The 15,009-nt window shown below is 47.4% G+C and carries 16 protein-coding genes; 4 read left to right on the top strand and 12 right to left on the bottom strand.

The annotated features are described in order from the left end of the window. Nucleotides 1-102: 102 nt before the first annotated feature. On the top strand, nucleotides 103-603 hold the full coding sequence (locus AC50YO_RS13130; RefSeq protein WP_494847463.1) for a DUF1648 domain-containing protein: 501 nt from the start codon (nucleotides 103-105) through the stop codon (nucleotides 601-603). 53 nt (nucleotides 604-656) lie between these two features. Further along, nucleotides 657-1,451 carry a 3'-5' exonuclease gene (locus tag AC50YO_RS13125; RefSeq protein ID WP_494847461.1) on the top strand — a complete coding sequence of 265 codons (795 nt, stop codon included), beginning with the start codon at nucleotides 657-659 and terminating at the stop codon, nucleotides 1,449-1,451. Nucleotides 1,452-1,529: 78 nt separating this feature from the next. On the opposite strand, the gene AC50YO_RS13120 is transcribed toward AC50YO_RS13125, so the two are convergent. From AC50YO_RS13120 to AC50YO_RS13095, 6 genes are all read right to left on the bottom strand, one after another. Then, the gene (locus AC50YO_RS13120; RefSeq protein ID WP_494847459.1) at nucleotides 1,530-2,390 is read right to left on the bottom strand and encodes an ABC transporter permease; all 861 of its coding nucleotides are present in this window, start codon (nucleotides 2,388-2,390) and stop codon (nucleotides 1,530-1,532) included. A 30-nt stretch (nucleotides 2,391-2,420) separates the two neighbouring features. Then, nucleotides 2,421-3,191: an ABC transporter ATP-binding protein gene (locus tag AC50YO_RS13115; protein ID WP_494847458.1), complete on the bottom strand. Its 771-nt coding sequence runs from the start codon at nucleotides 3,189-3,191 to the stop codon at nucleotides 2,421-2,423. A gap of 68 nt (nucleotides 3,192-3,259) precedes the next feature. Then, entirely contained in the window at nucleotides 3,260-4,255 is a 996-nt protein-coding gene (locus tag AC50YO_RS13110) for an aliphatic sulfonate ABC transporter substrate-binding protein (RefSeq protein WP_494847457.1), read from the bottom strand. A 27-nt stretch (nucleotides 4,256-4,282) separates the two neighbouring features. Beyond that, complete coding sequence (locus tag AC50YO_RS13105) at nucleotides 4,283-5,221, bottom strand: TauD/TfdA dioxygenase family protein (protein WP_494847455.1); 939 nt, start codon at nucleotides 5,219-5,221, stop codon at nucleotides 4,283-4,285. A gap of 45 nt (nucleotides 5,222-5,266) precedes the next feature. Beyond that, the gene (locus AC50YO_RS13100; RefSeq protein WP_494847453.1) at nucleotides 5,267-6,196 is read right to left on the bottom strand and encodes a TauD/TfdA dioxygenase family protein; all 930 of its coding nucleotides are present in this window, start codon (nucleotides 6,194-6,196) and stop codon (nucleotides 5,267-5,269) included. Between the two features lie 233 nt (nucleotides 6,197-6,429). Then, a complete protein-coding gene (locus tag AC50YO_RS13095; protein ID WP_494847452.1) occupies nucleotides 6,430-7,020 on the bottom strand; it encodes a TetR/AcrR family transcriptional regulator in 591 nt (196 codons plus the stop codon). A 190-nt stretch (nucleotides 7,021-7,210) separates the two neighbouring features. Between AC50YO_RS13095 and AC50YO_RS13090 the strand changes: the two genes are divergently transcribed. Then, nucleotides 7,211-8,005 carry a (2Fe-2S)-binding protein gene (locus AC50YO_RS13090; protein ID WP_494847450.1) on the top strand — a complete coding sequence of 265 codons (795 nt, stop codon included), beginning with the start codon at nucleotides 7,211-7,213 and terminating at the stop codon, nucleotides 8,003-8,005. Between the two features lie 77 nt (nucleotides 8,006-8,082). On the opposite strand, the gene AC50YO_RS13085 is transcribed toward AC50YO_RS13090, so the two are convergent. After that, nucleotides 8,083-8,955: an alpha/beta fold hydrolase gene (locus AC50YO_RS13085; RefSeq protein ID WP_494847448.1), complete on the bottom strand. Its 873-nt coding sequence runs from the start codon at nucleotides 8,953-8,955 to the stop codon at nucleotides 8,083-8,085. Nucleotides 8,956-8,968: 13 nt separating this feature from the next. Next, the gene (locus tag AC50YO_RS13080) at nucleotides 8,969-9,592 is read right to left on the bottom strand and encodes a TetR/AcrR family transcriptional regulator (protein WP_494847446.1); all 624 of its coding nucleotides are present in this window, start codon (nucleotides 9,590-9,592) and stop codon (nucleotides 8,969-8,971) included. 441 nt (nucleotides 9,593-10,033) lie between these two features. On the opposite strand from AC50YO_RS13080, the gene AC50YO_RS13075 reads away from it, so the two are divergent. Then, nucleotides 10,034-11,122, top strand: coding sequence for an alpha/beta fold hydrolase (locus AC50YO_RS13075; protein WP_494847444.1), 1,089 nt, complete (start codon nucleotides 10,034-10,036; stop codon nucleotides 11,120-11,122). A 67-nt stretch (nucleotides 11,123-11,189) separates the two neighbouring features. Here the strand turns inward: AC50YO_RS13075 and AC50YO_RS13070 are convergent, their stop codons facing one another. From AC50YO_RS13070 to AC50YO_RS13055, 4 genes are read right to left on the bottom strand one after another with little or no spacing between them, the layout of a single operon-like run. Continuing rightward, nucleotides 11,190-12,188 carry an ABC transporter ATP-binding protein gene (locus AC50YO_RS13070; protein ID WP_494847442.1) on the bottom strand — a complete coding sequence of 333 codons (999 nt, stop codon included), beginning with the start codon at nucleotides 12,186-12,188 and terminating at the stop codon, nucleotides 11,190-11,192. A 44-nt stretch (nucleotides 12,189-12,232) separates the two neighbouring features. Then, on the bottom strand, nucleotides 12,233-13,015 hold the full coding sequence (locus tag AC50YO_RS13065) for an ABC transporter permease (RefSeq protein WP_494847441.1): 783 nt from the start codon (nucleotides 13,013-13,015) through the stop codon (nucleotides 12,233-12,235). Next, nucleotides 13,012-13,821, bottom strand: coding sequence for an ABC transporter permease (locus AC50YO_RS13060; protein ID WP_494847439.1), 810 nt, complete (start codon nucleotides 13,819-13,821; stop codon nucleotides 13,012-13,014). Before AC50YO_RS13060 ends, AC50YO_RS13065 begins: the two co-directional genes overlap by 4 nt. Next, on the bottom strand, nucleotides 13,818-15,002 hold the full coding sequence (locus AC50YO_RS13055; RefSeq protein ID WP_494847438.1) for a serine hydrolase domain-containing protein: 1,185 nt from the start codon (nucleotides 15,000-15,002) through the stop codon (nucleotides 13,818-13,820). The genes AC50YO_RS13060 and AC50YO_RS13055 overlap by 4 nt, the downstream gene beginning before the upstream one ends. Nucleotides 15,003-15,009: the final 7 nt, after the last annotated feature.

Raw genomic sequence — 15,009 nt, 5'->3', positions numbered from 1 at the left:
TTCCTTCGGCCATAAGTGAAAATATACAAAGGATTTTTGCCGGCTTGGAGCCTGTCCATTTATGCTATAATCGGTTTATTGACTGTTGAAAGGGGTTTCTAATTGGAACAAAGACCAAAATTATCCATCACAAAATCAACACTTGAGAACGTTCATAATGGCCTGTCTATTGCTGCTATCCTATTCTCAATTGGCTATTTTGCATCCCAGTGGTCTTCCTTGCCCCTGAGGATGGCCATTCACTTCAATGCCCAAGGAGAAGCAGATGGCTACGGCAGCAAATATGTCTTGTTCGGACTCGTCATCCTCCCAATAATCTTTTATATAGGATTTACTGTTTTAAGAAACTATCCGCATAAATTCAACTACCCAATGCCTATCACAGAGCATAACGCAGCACATCACTACCAGGTTTCTGTTATGCTCCTCAGCTGGCTAAAACTTGAGATCATTGTCCTGTTCAGCTACATTCTATGGGCATCTGTGCGGGATGGACTTGGCTATGCCGCTGGCCTAGGCATCTGGCTAATGCCTGTTATTCTCGTAACTGTAGTGGGAACTATTATTGTAGCTATGGTTCGCATGATGAAATTTAGTGCTTAGCCGTTATTTCTGGTAAAATGATGAGCAAGTGATTAATCGGAGGTCTGCAATAAATGGATTATATTATATTAGATATAGAATTCAATGGACGTAAATTTGCAAGCGATTTGCCAATGGAGGTTATAGAGATTGGGGCAGTGCGGCTCGATTCTTCCCTGAATCCAATTGATGAATTCTCTTCCCTCATCAAGCCGGTCTACTTCTCCAAGCTCAATAGCTTCATTAAGAAAAAAACCGGTATTCCTCAAGAAGATATTGATCAAGCAGACGGATTCAAGCAAGTCATTAAGGCCTTTAACAGCTGGCTTGATCAAAGCGAAGAGGTGCTTCTTGTCACTTGGGGCGGCGAGGATTTGAAACGAATTGTATATGATACTCGTATGCACAAGCTGGATGATTCGTTCTGGATGTCTGTTTATTACTTTGATCTGCTGAAGGGCTATCTTCGTTACAAAAACGTTACGAATGATGTAAGTGTAGAGACAGCGCTTAATGATCTGCAAATTACTGCCGAGGGGACCGCTCACCGTGCACTCGATGATGCCCGAATGACGGCAGATGTATTCCGAAAAATACATAATGAATTGGATTTTCAATTCAATCAGCAGTTCAAGGACCTGTATTCGAATGCAAAGGAACGGAGACTTGTTAAGCATGCTATTCGGTCCATGCTCACGCAAAAAGCAACGCCCAGTTGGACATTGCTGGAAGAAAAATATCTGGTGGACAAGGTATCCTTGACTGACTCGAGGAAATCTGCGGAGCTGAAGCAATATTACGAGGCGGAGCTTGCAAAGCTCCAGTCATCCAAAACAACCGAGGACGGAGCGAAGGTTCCCGTTCGATAGAAGAAGCCAGGGTCTCTCCCCTTGGTTTCTTTTTTTTATTCGGAGGGTCCTATGTAAAATCACTGAACCGTAGCAGAGCTATCCCTTATAACTGTCCTGCCACTTCAGTAAACGACGTTCCAAGATACGAACTAGGGAGTCCGTCAGCTTGCCAACCGCTGCAAATAATATAATGCCGATAAAAACGACCTCTGTCCGCATAAAGGATCTGGCATCTTGAATGAGATAGCCGACACCTCGATCCGCCCCCATCAGCTCTGCTACAACGAGTACGAGCCAAGCGACGCTGATCGACAGCCTTAAGCCGAGCAGCACGTTCGGCATAGCTGCCGGGAGCACCAGCCTGAGCATCTGAATGACACGCCCGAACTCTAATACACGGGCTACATCAAATAGCTTGGAATCGACATTGCGTACGCCAAGAAACGTATTCACATAGAGAGGAAAAAAGGAGCCCATCGCAATTAACAATATTTTGGACAGCTCACCAAACCCGAACCATAGGATGAATAACGGCGTAATCGCAAGAAGCGGAACCGTTCGAATCATCTGAACCGTCGGGTCCACAACCTCCTCCACACGGCTGAACATGCCTACAGCAAGGCCAAGCAGCAGCCCTAGACTACCCCCGAGCAAGAATCCCAATAGAGCCCGAAGAACACTAATCTCAAGATGGTGATACAGCTCGCCAGAAAGAATCATTCGATAAAACTCCAACAATATGGTGGAGGGTGCCGGGAACAATTGCGGATTTACTAAACCTCCTCCACTAGCGAATTGCCATAATGCTACGATAAGAAGAGGCAGCAGGCTGCCCATCAGAAGCTTTCTTCCTTTAAAACCTTTTGCTTTGCCTGTCGCACCCGCAGTCGTACTCGCTGCCCTAGCGGCTGATGCTCCGCTAAATCTATTCATAAACTGGCTGATCGCATTGCTCATACTCCTCGCCGCCTTTCCCGCAATCTTATCTTATATCTCCCATGAATCTTTATCCGGCTCCTCATGCTCCAGCGCACGCAGAATAAGAGTACGCAGCTCCTGAAAAGCAGATCCGGTTCTTTTGCGCGGTATAGGCAAGTCGATCGGTACGATCGTTTTGATCCGTCCTGGACGGGCATCCAGCACAATAACTCGATTGGAGAGAAATACGGCCTCATCAATATCATGCGTGACGAATAGCATGGTCGTGCGATTCTCCCGCCATATGTCGAGCAGTGCCTCCTGCATATGGCTTCGTGTAAAAGCATCCAGTGCCCCGAATGGCTCATCCAGCAGCAATACCTTTGGATTACGCAGCAAGGCTCTGGCAATGGCTACCCGCTGTGACATTCCCCCGGACAGCTGCTTCGGATATGACTTCTCGAAGCCCTCCAGCTTAACAAGCTTGATAAGCGCATCAACCTTGCTCCGTACTTCTGGATCGCGCAACGAGAGATCCGCAGCAATATTGCGCTCTACTGTCAGCCACGGGAAAAGGCGATGCTCTTGAAAGATGAAGCCCTTCTCCTGCGACGGCCTCGTTACCGCTTCTCCTTCTAACAGCACTTGCCCATCAATCTCTACGTCTAGCCCCGCCACAATTTTTAACAATGTACTCTTGCCGCAGCCGCTTGGCCCGATGATGGATACGATCTCTCCCTGATTGACGGTTAAACGAAGCCGGTCAAGAACGGGAACGGTACCTTCTGCGGAACGAAAGGTTTTGCTTACTTCTACAATTTCCAATAAAGCCGTTGACATAGCCAGCCCCTCCTCTTTGTAATGGAATGCAGGAGGAGTTTGGTCTCCCCTGCCCCGGTGTGCCGCTGTTAGTTGGACAGCTTTTCAACAAACGAATTGTCGACGTATTCCTCGTACTTGATCGCCTTTTTCAAAAAAGCATTTTCAAGCAAAATATCAGCCGAAGCTTGCTGTGTGGCAATGACGTCCTTCGATATGGGAAGAAGGACAGAGCTCTGATTCGCAATAACCTCTTTCATAATTTCAACAGGTATTTTTTTGGAGTCCGCATATAGCTGTGCCACTTCATCCTTATTAGCCTGCTGCCAAGCTAATGCCTCTTTGTACACCTCTAGAAAGATCGTAACCAGCTCCGGATTGCCCTTCGCAAACTCTGATCGCGCAATTAAAGTTACTGGGGCAAGAATCTGCTGTTCTTCGCCAGTCAGCACAATTGCCGTCTTCTGAACGGATAGCTGAGTCGTGAATGGATCAATCGTTACCCATGCATCTACTTGACCAGAGACGAAGGCAGGCAGTGCATCCGTGAATTGCAAATTCACGATGTTGAGATCCTTCTCCGTGAGACCATGCTTACTTAGCACTTTTATAAGATACACATGGGAGGTGGTTCCTTTAGCCAAGGCAACTTTTTTCCCTTTCAAATCCTGCACGCTCTTAATGGAAGAGTTCGTCGGGACAACAATAGAATTCATCTTGCCCCCTTCACTAATCAGCCCGATATTGACGAACGGCAAGCCTGCAGACTGCCCCTGCAGTGCCGCTCCATCGCCGAGCAGTGCAATATCCACACGCTTGGCTGCAAGAGATTCAAGTAAGGGCGGGCCGCTAGGGAATTCACTCCATGATATCGTTGCATTCTGCTCCTTGAATTTCTGATCCAGCCAGCCCTTCTCCTTAATAATGCTGAATAAATTCGTACCGCCGTTAATCGCGATATTGACGGTAACGGGCTTCTGTTCTTCCTTCTCTGATCCTGCTGTCGTCTGGCTGCAGCCAAGTAAGCTTGAGAAAGCTAGAACGATAACTGCTAGCATGATTATGATTCGTTTATTGGCTGTCATAGGACGTTCTCCCCTTGAGTAATGGCATTAAGCCTCGGATGTTTGCAAATTATCTTGTACGTTAGGTGTCTTTAGGTAGGTACGGCTTTGTCTTCCGTCCACACTGACCGGCACTTCTCCAGCAAGTGTCACGCGGCGTACAACTCTATGCTGATCGCCGTAATCATTAACCGCAATATGCTGCGTCGCGCGATTGTCCCAAATGACAACATCCCCTGCTGCCCAGCGCCAGCGCACTGTATTCTCGAGACTAGTGGCATGGGTTTGAAAAATGTCATAAAGACGGGCTGATTCCGAAGGCGATACGCCTGTAATCCGTTTCACAAAGCTGCCAAGCAGCAGTGATTTCTCCCCTGTCTCCGGATGAACCCGGACAAGTGGATGCTCGGTTTCATATACCGTAGAAGCAAAGGTCTGCTGATAACGGCGAACCGCTTCATCAGAGGCTTCTGGACGTCTAGCCGCATAGTCATACAGATTCGTATGGATAGCCCACAGACGATCGGCTAGCTCCTTCAGTTCCTGAGGAAGGCTCTCGTAAGCTGCGACCGTGTTGGACCATACCGTATCGCCGCCCGATTCTGGCACGACAATCGAACGAAGAATTGATGCACTCGGATAAGCATCAAGGAAGGTAATGTCGGTATGCCAAGCATTTGCCCTTCCTCCATGATGGGAGTCCAATTCGAGAATATAACGGCTGCCTTCCTTCGTCTTGACTGTCGGATGAGCGAATGGTTCGCCCAGCAAATCCGCGAATTCCTCTTGGCCAGCGTCATCCAGATGCTGCTGATTGCGGAAGAACAGAACCTTGTGCTTAAGCAAGGCCTCGCGAATGGTCTGAACGGTAGACGGATCAAGACTTCCCGAGAGCTCAATTCCTCTTACTTCTGCTCCAACACGACCGCCAATTGGGGCAATTTCCAGTGCATGAACCTCTTGCTCTTGCTTGATTTGTGTACTCATTACTCATCTCTCCTCATCATTGTATATTTTTATAATTACAAGCAATTAGTAAGGCCGATCCCCCACAATAGATACTCTCTCCGCTACTCTCCTGTTTGGGTAATAGTCACTTGCCGCATAGTGCTGAGTTGCACGGTTATCCCAGAAGGCCACCGTATTGGCTTCCCATCGAAACCTCACCTGGTATTCAGGAATCTCCGCTTGATGGAACAAATAACGCAGCAGCTTCTCGCCTTCTTCCGGCTCTAAACCGATAATACGAGTCGTAAAAACCGGGTTAACGAATAGCGTCTTCCGCCCAGTTACGGGATGTGTCCGTACAACCGGGTGCTCGGCAGCAGGAAATTCAAGCTGCTTGGCTGCCAGTACCTCTGGCTTCATCCCAAGTCCGAAGGATGGAGTAAAGTCATGAAACGCTTTTAATCCGCTGATGCGTTCCTTCACCTCGTCCGGCAAATTATCGTAGGCAGCTGCCATATCAGCCCAGAGCGTATCCCCTCCTGCCTGCGGAACTTCCGACAGTCGCAATACCGCACCCAGCGAAGGTTCTAATCGCCAAGATACATCGGTATGCCAGTTGTTCTCCCGCCCTTGCATGTTCGCATCCTTCTCGAATCGCGTTACTTCCTCCTTCGTTCCTTGCGGCAAGAAAGGATGCTTCTCCAGCTCTCCCCACAGCTTCGCGAATGCCACATGCTCTTCGCTCGTAATGACCTGGTTTCGGAAGAACAGCACCTTCCATTCCAACAAGGCCCGCTCCAATTCATCCTTGACCTCTGCGGATACCGGCTGACTTAAATCCACGCCTTCAATTTCAGCGCCTATAATCGGACCGAGCGGCTTTAATTGAAATCGCTCATAAGCCTTTCCCTCCGAACTGTCTGACAGCCTGTTTAATTGACGGGCTCCCGCATGAATTCCTCTTGGTCCAATGTTAAACTCCCGACTGCGATCAATCGTAGCTTCAATCGACATTACCCTTCACTCCTCGTCGAAATAATAATTCTCATAAGAATAGTTGGTTTTAAGGGAATAAAAAAAGATCCAACGGAAAAATAAGCATCCGTTGAATCTCTGGCGGTCCAGTCGATTCATTACATTCCCTATATTCGCTCTTCTACAAAATGACTTTTCAGTCATCATGTGGTTTGTTTTATTGATCATAACGGTAGATCGAACAACTGTCAATCGTTTTTTTGCAAAAATTTTCAAGGGCGAAGCAGCTTTAACAACGGATCGACAACTGATAAGGCCGGCTTGCCAAATCCGCGTAATTCCCATAGCCCCAGATGATGGAATGCCGTTATGAATAACGTCGCTAATTCAATCGAATCCCCGTCTGCAATGATCCCATCACGCTGCCCCTCCTCGATCACCTGAATGATGAGCTGACGATTCGCCATCATATTAGAGGTAATCGCCCCTTTAATGGAAGGGGATAAAACATCGGCTGCCTGCGCTTGAAGGACAACCCAATAAGTCGTGCCTGCACCAGTAACGAACAAATAGCGCTCTACAAGGAAGCGGAGTTTGTCTATCGCATTACCGGGCTGCCTATTCATCTCCAGCAACAGCTCTGTATATCCAGCTTGCGCTTGCAGAACAAGCACACTTAATAATTCTTCCTTAGAAGCAAAATAATTATAGACATTCCCGTGGCTGAGGCCGGCTTCCTTGGCAACATCACTCATTTTGGTAGCTGCCACCCCTCGTTTGGTGAACACCTGCTTAGCCGCATCAATAATCTGCTGTCGTCGCTCTTCTCGCTGTTGGCGATCACGTTCCGGGTTTCTTGGCATAATGGTCTGCTCTCCCTAATTCATCAACTAATGACATCATTCTAGCAAAGCGCGGGAGCTTGCGCCATCCTTCTATTCTACCCTTTGAGAGATGTTCTCATTTATAATATACTTAAATCACTGCTACAGAAGATTCGTACAATTCTAATGCGTTATTACATAAGCAGAAGAAAACATGGAGGGACCCCAGATGGACTGGCTTGCATGGGAACATAACTACGGAATTAGCATAAGGCGACAAGAAGCCGCTATTCTATCTGTTGCATTAGATGAATGGACGGAGCCTAATCGAATAGAACAATTTCTAACCAAATATGCGCCATTGATCAAAGCAGACCACTATACTGCAGCGGTCTTATTTATTTATAAGTTCGGCGGTGCTGCCGCTGCCTTCCAGCATGCTTTATCCGTTTTTAACGCAGCCCCGCATATGACGCTATCCAACCTCGTCTTGCAATTATATAAGCAGGATGATTATTATGCCCTTGGCCTCAGCCTAAGAGAGCCTATATATGATGTTGCACCAAGTGAGCGTGAGAACAGTCGTGGAGCTTGGGTACAACTCGCTTTGGAAAAGTTCTATGGCGGCACAGTACGCCCGCTGATAGACCAGCTTTCTGCTGCTTCCGGGGCAAATCCAGGGATACTATGGGGACAATTGCCTACGCTGACTAATTACTATAACGCAAAAGATATCCAAGCGGAGCAGCTTGCACCATTCCATAATAGACTTATGCAGGATTATCAACGATTAGTAAAAGAAATCCATCCTGACGTATTCGGTCGCAAAAAGAATCCCTTTGATGTCAAACAGCGTTTCATCGAGGACCTCTACATCCCTGACAAGCTTGTTCCATTAAAGAATACCTGCTGCTGCTATTATCGGATTGAAGGTGAAGCGTATTGCTATACCTGCCCTAAGCTTAAGGAAGCCGAACGTGCTGCCATGCGTGATAAATATCGCCTTATTGAGTCAAACCCCTAGTAAGGTATGACTTCTCTATGATGTAAAAGACCGTGAATCCCGCCTATTGCGAGTAACTATGTAACGAGATGAAATTTTCATTGCGTAAAATAGCGGATAAGCTCTCTATTGATCCATTCCGGCCGTTCATGATTAAGGCCATGGCCGCAATTCTCTACAATTTGATAAGGGATTTGATGCTTCTCTAAACGCTGAATAGCCTTAGGGTAATTAGCAATCGGATCATGCTCGCCAATCAAATACAAAGCCTTTTTCTTCAGAATAGCAAGCTCCTCAAGCGTATACTTTCTATACTTATGCATCATCATCGACTGCTTATTGAAATATTTCAAGAGATACATCCAATGCCGCATTAGCTCAGGGTTGCTTTCAAAGGCATTGGAGCCCGGCGCCAGCATTTTTCGCAGAAGTCTTCGCGTTGTTTTTTCCGTTGGTGGCAGCAACGCCTCTGGCAAAAAAGTCATAATGACACGCAGCATATTAACCTCTACTCCTCCGGCCATGCATACGATCCGATCTACTCTCTCCGGTAGAGTAACGGCGTAAGTGCTGGCAATATGGGACCCATTGGAGACACCAGCCATATTCGTCTTCGCAATACCTAGCTGGTCAAGAAGCTCATTAATCCATACGGACTGCTCGAAGCTGCTGCCGTAGCTCTCGCTCGGCTCACTCTTCCCCGGCCCTCCGATCGTATCCACCGCAATGACAAGGAAGTGCTTGGCGAGCTCTGCCAAATTATAAATCCACATAAGCGCAGTATTGTCCCCAACGCCGTGGAATAGCATCAATGGAGGGTTATGGGACTCACCAGCCATTACAATATGGGTCTTGCCATATCTTGTACGAATGTCCCGCTCCACAACAGCCACCCCATAAGTACTGAGCAATCTGTCATACGATTCATAGATAAGCTGCTTGCCTTCCTGCTTCTTGAATCTATTAATCATCGTATCCCCTCCCTTATTTCTTTAAGAATCGCAATACCATCTCTGCTGATGGGAACGGGATATCCCCTTCATTCTGCATTCGAGTAATCCCTAAGCCTTGAATGATCGAAAAATACGTAATTGCAAGCACAATCGGATCGCCCTCAACAATTTCACCTGCCTGCTGACCTGCAATCAGCAAGGGAACGAAATGCTCGAACGGCTTGCCTGCCATCTCCTTTGCTGCCTTCTTCGCTTCTTCGGGAATTGCCTCCGAGGTTGTCGCTTGCAGCATAATTAAGCGCCAATGCTGCATCGCGATACTGCTTGGAGCCAAGAACGCCTCCGTCAGCCATGTTATCCTCTGATAGGGCGTCCCTTCCAGCTCTGCGGCATATTTGACCGAATTGCCCGCCCCCTCCGCCGACAGCTCCACCAGTCTTATGAAGATTGCATCCTTAGACTTAAAATAATTATAAATATAGCCTTGGCTGAAGCCAGCATGAGCTGCTATGTCTTTGATCTTGGTACCAGCTAAGCCTTTTTTGGAAAATACGTCAATCGCACTCAGCAAAATTTGTCTCGTTCCCTTATCCAGAGCCAAATCATCGAAGCCCCTATCGAACTGCCGCATTAAGTCGTCACTTTGTGTGGACACCAGAGCTCACCCCGTTTGAATAGGAATTAGATTTAAATTTAAATGCAAATATGAATGTACATGTGAATGTTGGTGTTGGTGACAATTTTGTTGCTTATGTGCTTTTAAATAGCCACCCATGAATATGAATGAACGTTCATTCATAATTAAACCATACGATTTCATAAATGTAAATATTAACAATTAATAGATTAAATAAGAATCTCCTATGGTTGGTGATTCGTTCGTTAACTAATCATTTGTACTCAAAACCATGAGGTTGCTTCTCGCTCGACAATTGGCATCTCATTCCCTGACTAATCAGTGCACTCATCCTCTTAGAGAACTACATAATGTAGTCACATTAATCCAAATCTAGTACGCTTGCAGTTAGAAACTGAGGTTGTAGCTCTCATCCTCTCATTGTATGATTATGGAAAGCCAGCATAGGATGTGTTTGAGGTGTTTGCAATCTTCAAGAACAAAACCAATCAAAAAAAAAGGATCTATTTACTGCTCCTACTTTCCCTCATTCTCCTCTTTGTCTTTCCTTCATGGACACCAGCAATCAAAGATGCGAATGGGAAAGTTAGGCCTAACAGCATAGCCACTCTAAAGCGAATTAAGCTCGGCGGCATAGAGCAGTCCATCCTCATCAGAGGAAATGACAGGCGCAATCCCGTTATTCTGTTCCTGCATGGCGGTCCGGGTTATCCCCAAATCAGCTATGCACGAAAGCATCAAAAGCAGCTTGAAGAGGATTTTGTGGTCGTCAATTGGGATCAGCGCGGCTCCGGCAAGTCATATCATTGGAATATGACAGCTGATGATTTACAGGTTGACCAGCTAATTGCTGATACCTATCAGCTCACGCAATATTTAAGCAAGCAGTTCAATCAGCCTAAAATTTATATTGCAGGTCACTCTTGGGGAAGCCAGCTAGCGGTAAGGACCGTACAGCAATATCCCAATAGCTACTATGCGTATATCGGAATTGGACAAGTCGCTAATTCTCCTGAAGGGGAAACTCAATCGTATGCTTTCGCTCTTCAAGAGGCTGAGCGCAGCCAGAATGAAGAAGCTCTTGCCGATCTGGCAGCTATAGGTTGGCCTCCTTACGACAGTCCACGCAAAGACACGACGCTTGAACGAAAGTGGGTTACAGCTTTTGGAGGATCTGAACGCAATAGCAACTCCTACAAAGATCTGATACAAGGGATTCTCTGGGCACCGGAATACACCTGGCTTGATGGCATTCGAGTTATACTCGGAGACTCTCTATCTAGACAAGCCATTCTTCCCCAGACTGCGAATACGGATCTATTCACAGAGGTGCCGAAGCTGGATATTCCGATCTACTTCTGCATGGGAAGATATGATTATATGACTCCTTCCTCCGTAGCCTACGACTATTACGAGCAGCTAATAGCTCCAGCCAAGCAATTCCATTGGTTCGAGAACTCCGCACACTTCCCCCATCTGGAAGAAGCTGATGCCTTTCATAAGCTGATGCTACGGGTGAAGCAAGAGACTTACACTTCCATTTCATAAAAAACGAAAGGAGCTGACTCTACTTACACTAAGAGTCAGCTCCTCTTCATGGAACCCCTACTTACGCTTACTTGGAGGCAGCCGTCTCAGCGCTAGCTCCTTCTGAATACAGCTCCTTCATAATCGCTTGAATAGGAAGCGGCTCAATTGCCATATCAACGATGCCGTACACTTCATTGAACTCTCGAATGAACTTTTTCAAGGGCATTAGCTTCGTATCAATCTCCAGCTCAAGCTCCAGACGCCCCATTCGCTCAATGATCGCCAATCCCGGCTGATGAATAGCTGCAACCGCCGTTTCAGTCGTTAATCGAATCGCCTTCTTATCCCCTACTCGGCTTCTGAGGCCCCCGATTGAATCATCCACGACGATCTCGCCATGATTGATAACCATGACTCGCTCCGCAAGCATATCCACATCCTCCATATCATGCGTCGTCAGAATGAAGGTAACGCCTTGACGATTCATACTCCGTATAAAGCCACGGATGTTCTCCTTGGCGATCATGTCGAGGCCAATCGTCGGCTCGTCAAGGAAGACTATCTCAGGACGATGCAGCATCGCCATGATGAATTCACATTTCATCCTCTCACCCAAAGAAAGCTGGCGTGTCGGCTTCCGAATAATCGTCTCTACACCAAGCAATGTAACCAGCTCATCTAAAGTTGCTTTATATTCTCTATCCGGCACGTTATAGATTGCCTTGTTCATATAAAAGGCATCAGCAGGCGGAATATCCCACAAGAGCTGCGATTTTTGCCCAAAAACAGCGCCAATGCGTCCTACATATTCTCGCCGCTGCTTCCAAGGAATAAGCCCAAGTGCCTTCACTTCCCCAGAAGTAGGGTGAAGCACGCCCGTTAATATTTTGAGCGTCGTCGACTTGCCCGCACCATTAGGCCCTAGAAATGCCAGCATTTCACCTTGCTCAACCTTGAATGAAAGATCGTTCACCGCTACGATTTCTTTCATCGGACGACGAATCAAGTTTTTGGCGACCTCCCGAAGGGTATGTCCACGCTCATGAGTCATATACGTTTTGGTTAAATGTCGAACCTCTATCATGGCTTTTCTATCGCCTCCTCACTTTTGTACCATGGACCTTCCATTTAGCCTCCAGCACTTGTGTAGCCCTTCAACATCCGATTCCAATACCATACGCCGAGCAAGAGAAACGCAGCAGCAGGAGCAAGCGCCCATAGGGACTCCCAGCCATCCCGCCCTAGCAGTGCTGACGCAGGAACAAAGGCAATCAGTGCAATTGGCAGCAAATACGTTAGGAGATTCTGCAAGGCCTTGGAAAAAATCGTGCCCGGATACATTCCAAAGCTCGTAACGGCATCAAAAATATCAAATACGCGACTGCTGCCAACCCAGCGAAATAGCGTACCCGATAGAAACAAGGAAACCGCACAAAGTATCGCTATAGAGGCAAGGAACAGCAGCAAGAATAGGAACCATGCTTCCAAGGGCGGCGCGGACAATCCATACAAAGCATAGCCGAATAGCACACCTCCACTGATTAATCGACCAAAATCGTCAAAGTCAAAGCCAGCCAGCATCGCCATCAGCATAACTGGTCGAGGGCGCAGCAATAGCAGGTCGAATGTGCCTTCCCTCACCTGAGATAAAGTCGTGCCTACCATCCCAAAGAAAAAAGGAAACGCTATTCCTTTTGCCAGAGTAAAGACAGACTGAATAAGCAGCGCTTCGTGCATCGTCCACCCCGGGAAGGACGCACCCGATTGATAGACGAGCAGCGTCACCAATGGTACGACCAAGTCACCAATGACAAGCAGAATCACACTCAAAATAAAATGGCTGCGATAGGCCATTTGCTCAGCCAGCTTCGTACGCATAACAGCAGCCCAGCAATTGAAAAAACCTTTCATACGCCCACTCCCGTAAACCTTCTCATTGCAGCATTATACAAAGCAATTGTCGCCGTACCGACGACCGCAACAGCAATGGCCTGAAGACCGACAGCCTGAGCCAATGTCAGCTCAATCCCGGCAAGCTCGTATTGCCCAATATAAACTCTCGTAGGTAAATAAGTAATGAATTGAAATGGCAGAAAGAACAGCAGCTTTTGCAAGAGCTCCGGGAAAAAAGAGAGCGGGATAAACACACCGGCGCTAACATCCTTGAACAGTAAAAACACGCGTCTAACCCCTTCTGCCCGAACCAGCCAAAATGCAGTAAGCCCTACGCTATAATTGATTAAAAAATTCATTATAAAGCTCAAGGCGATAGACAGAATAGCCCACCCTGGAACGGCAGGCTTCAGATTCACTCCAAATACAAATATAAACAGAGCCATGACCGGAAGCACCTCGACCCATAAGGCAAGTGAACGATGCCCGATCTTTTGTGCCAATGCGAACAGCCAATGCGGTAAGGGCCGCAGAGCAAATGTAACGAACTTGCCGGTTCGTACAAGCATCTGCAAATTCCAATCCGCGAAATCCATGCATATATAATGAATGAGCGTTGCAACGCCAAAGTACATAATCATCTGTGAATAAGTAAAACCATTAATCGTCTCTCGCCCTTCAAACATCGCCTGCCATATAAACACCTGCACAAGAAACATAACTGGCCCTACCAATAAGGAAGCCGCCATATGCGAACGAAAGGCGGCCCATTCCTTATAAGTTGCAAAGCCTATTGATCCAATTACAGCGGCAAGCCTTCTCACAGCCAGCCTGCCTCGATTATATTCTGCGTTCCGATAATAGACCTCGGACACCAGCCAGCATTAGATGGGATGAAAAATACACTAAGCGAGCCCCGATTCGGGTCCATAAGCAGCTTGCATCGCCCAGCTCCTTCATGACCATAGGCTCCTTCCGGCACCCACTCTCCCGGCAGTGGCAGACCTGCACCTAATCCATATGTCATCGCCGGGGTATTGCCTCCCCAGTTGAACGCTTTAACATCATCTGCCAACACATTATCGGATAGTTTTTCTATCGATTTGCGAGAAAGAACCCTTGCACCATCCAAAATACCGCCATTCAGCATCATTTGCCCGAACCGGAACAAATCCTCCAATGTTGAATATAGCCCACCGCCTGACAAAGGAGGAAGATAAGTCCGATCCTCTGGCTTGAGATATGCCGACTCATGGTCGTTCACAAGGCAGACTTCATTGAGCAGCTCCGCCGGAACATCAAAAAACGTCCGATCCATACCAAGCGGCTGCGTAATCTTCTCTACTATATACTGCTCATAAGGGATGCCGCTCGCGCGAGCAATAATTTCTCCTAATAAGGAATAGCCGAAGGAACAATACATCCACTGCTCACCCGGCTCTGCTAATGGTTTGCCTGCAAGCCCCGCTTTGATCCAGACGGAGCGGCGTTGCTTGTCCAGCTCTTCCGGGTCCGTCACAGCGAATGGTCCCTCCGTCATCGGTATATAAGCGAATGCGATATCGCCGGAATATAACGGATAAGGCTCCGTGAAATAATAAGGATCTGCCTGTAGCCCCGACGTGTGTGTCAATAGATGCCAGATTTTTACCCCTTCGAACATCGGATGATTGAATTCTTCAATCCAATGGGCTACTGGCTGCTGCAAATACAGCTTGCCGCGCTCGATTAATTGGAAGATAGCTGCTGCTGTCACCAGCTTTGTTGCTGATGATATTTTGCGAATAGAATTCATCTGCAGCGCCTTTGTCGCATCCGTGTGCTGCAGGGGGCCGAAGGTCCCTTCCGCAAATATGGAACCATCCTTTGCAAGCAAGTAAGAAGCACACTGGGCTCTATCTTCTGCTATTAGCTCCTGTAAATGCTGCTCCAGCCTGCTCTTCATCACGGCATCATATCCGGCCTCTTCCAGACTGATCCGATTGAATTGTCCTGTTATCGTCATCGCTGTT

The sequence above is a fragment of the Paenibacillus sp. J22P59 genome (assembly GCF_059383895.1).
Note: the sequence above shows the minus strand (reverse complement) of the source record. Positions and strands in the feature narration are given on the sequence as shown.

Excerpts from the sequence above, each read along its gene's own strand:
- AC50YO_RS13115 (WP_494847458.1), bottom strand. The coding sequence starts at position 3,191 with ATGTCAACGGCTTTATTGGAAATTGTAGAAGTAAGCAAAACCTTTCGT.
- AC50YO_RS13095 (WP_494847452.1), bottom strand. The coding sequence starts at position 7,020 with ATGCCAAGAAACCCGGAACGTGATCGCCAACAGCGAGAAGAGCGACGA.
- AC50YO_RS13125 (WP_494847461.1), top strand. The coding sequence starts at position 657 with ATGGATTATATTATATTAGATATAGAATTCAATGGACGTAAATTTGCA.
- AC50YO_RS13110 (WP_494847457.1), bottom strand. The coding sequence starts at position 4,255 with ATGACAGCCAATAAACGAATCATAATCATGCTAGCAGTTATCGTTCTA.
- AC50YO_RS13070 (WP_494847442.1), bottom strand. The coding sequence starts at position 12,188 with ATGATAGAGGTTCGACATTTAACCAAAACGTATATGACTCATGAGCGT.
- AC50YO_RS13055 (WP_494847438.1), bottom strand. The coding sequence starts at position 15,002 with ATGACGATAACAGGACAATTCAATCGGATCAGTCTGGAAGAGGCCGGA.
- AC50YO_RS13100 (WP_494847453.1), bottom strand. The coding sequence starts at position 6,196 with ATGTCGATTGAAGCTACGATTGATCGCAGTCGGGAGTTTAACATTGGA.
- AC50YO_RS13090 (WP_494847450.1), top strand. The coding sequence starts at position 7,211 with ATGGACTGGCTTGCATGGGAACATAACTACGGAATTAGCATAAGGCGA.
- AC50YO_RS13105 (WP_494847455.1), bottom strand. The coding sequence starts at position 5,221 with ATGAGTACACAAATCAAGCAAGAGCAAGAGGTTCATGCACTGGAAATT.
- AC50YO_RS13120 (WP_494847459.1), bottom strand. The coding sequence starts at position 2,390 with ATGAGCAATGCGATCAGCCAGTTTATGAATAGATTTAGCGGAGCATCA.
- AC50YO_RS13085 (WP_494847448.1), bottom strand. The coding sequence starts at position 8,955 with ATGATTAATAGATTCAAGAAGCAGGAAGGCAAGCAGCTTATCTATGAA.
- AC50YO_RS13065 (WP_494847441.1), bottom strand. The coding sequence starts at position 13,015 with ATGAAAGGTTTTTTCAATTGCTGGGCTGCTGTTATGCGTACGAAGCTG.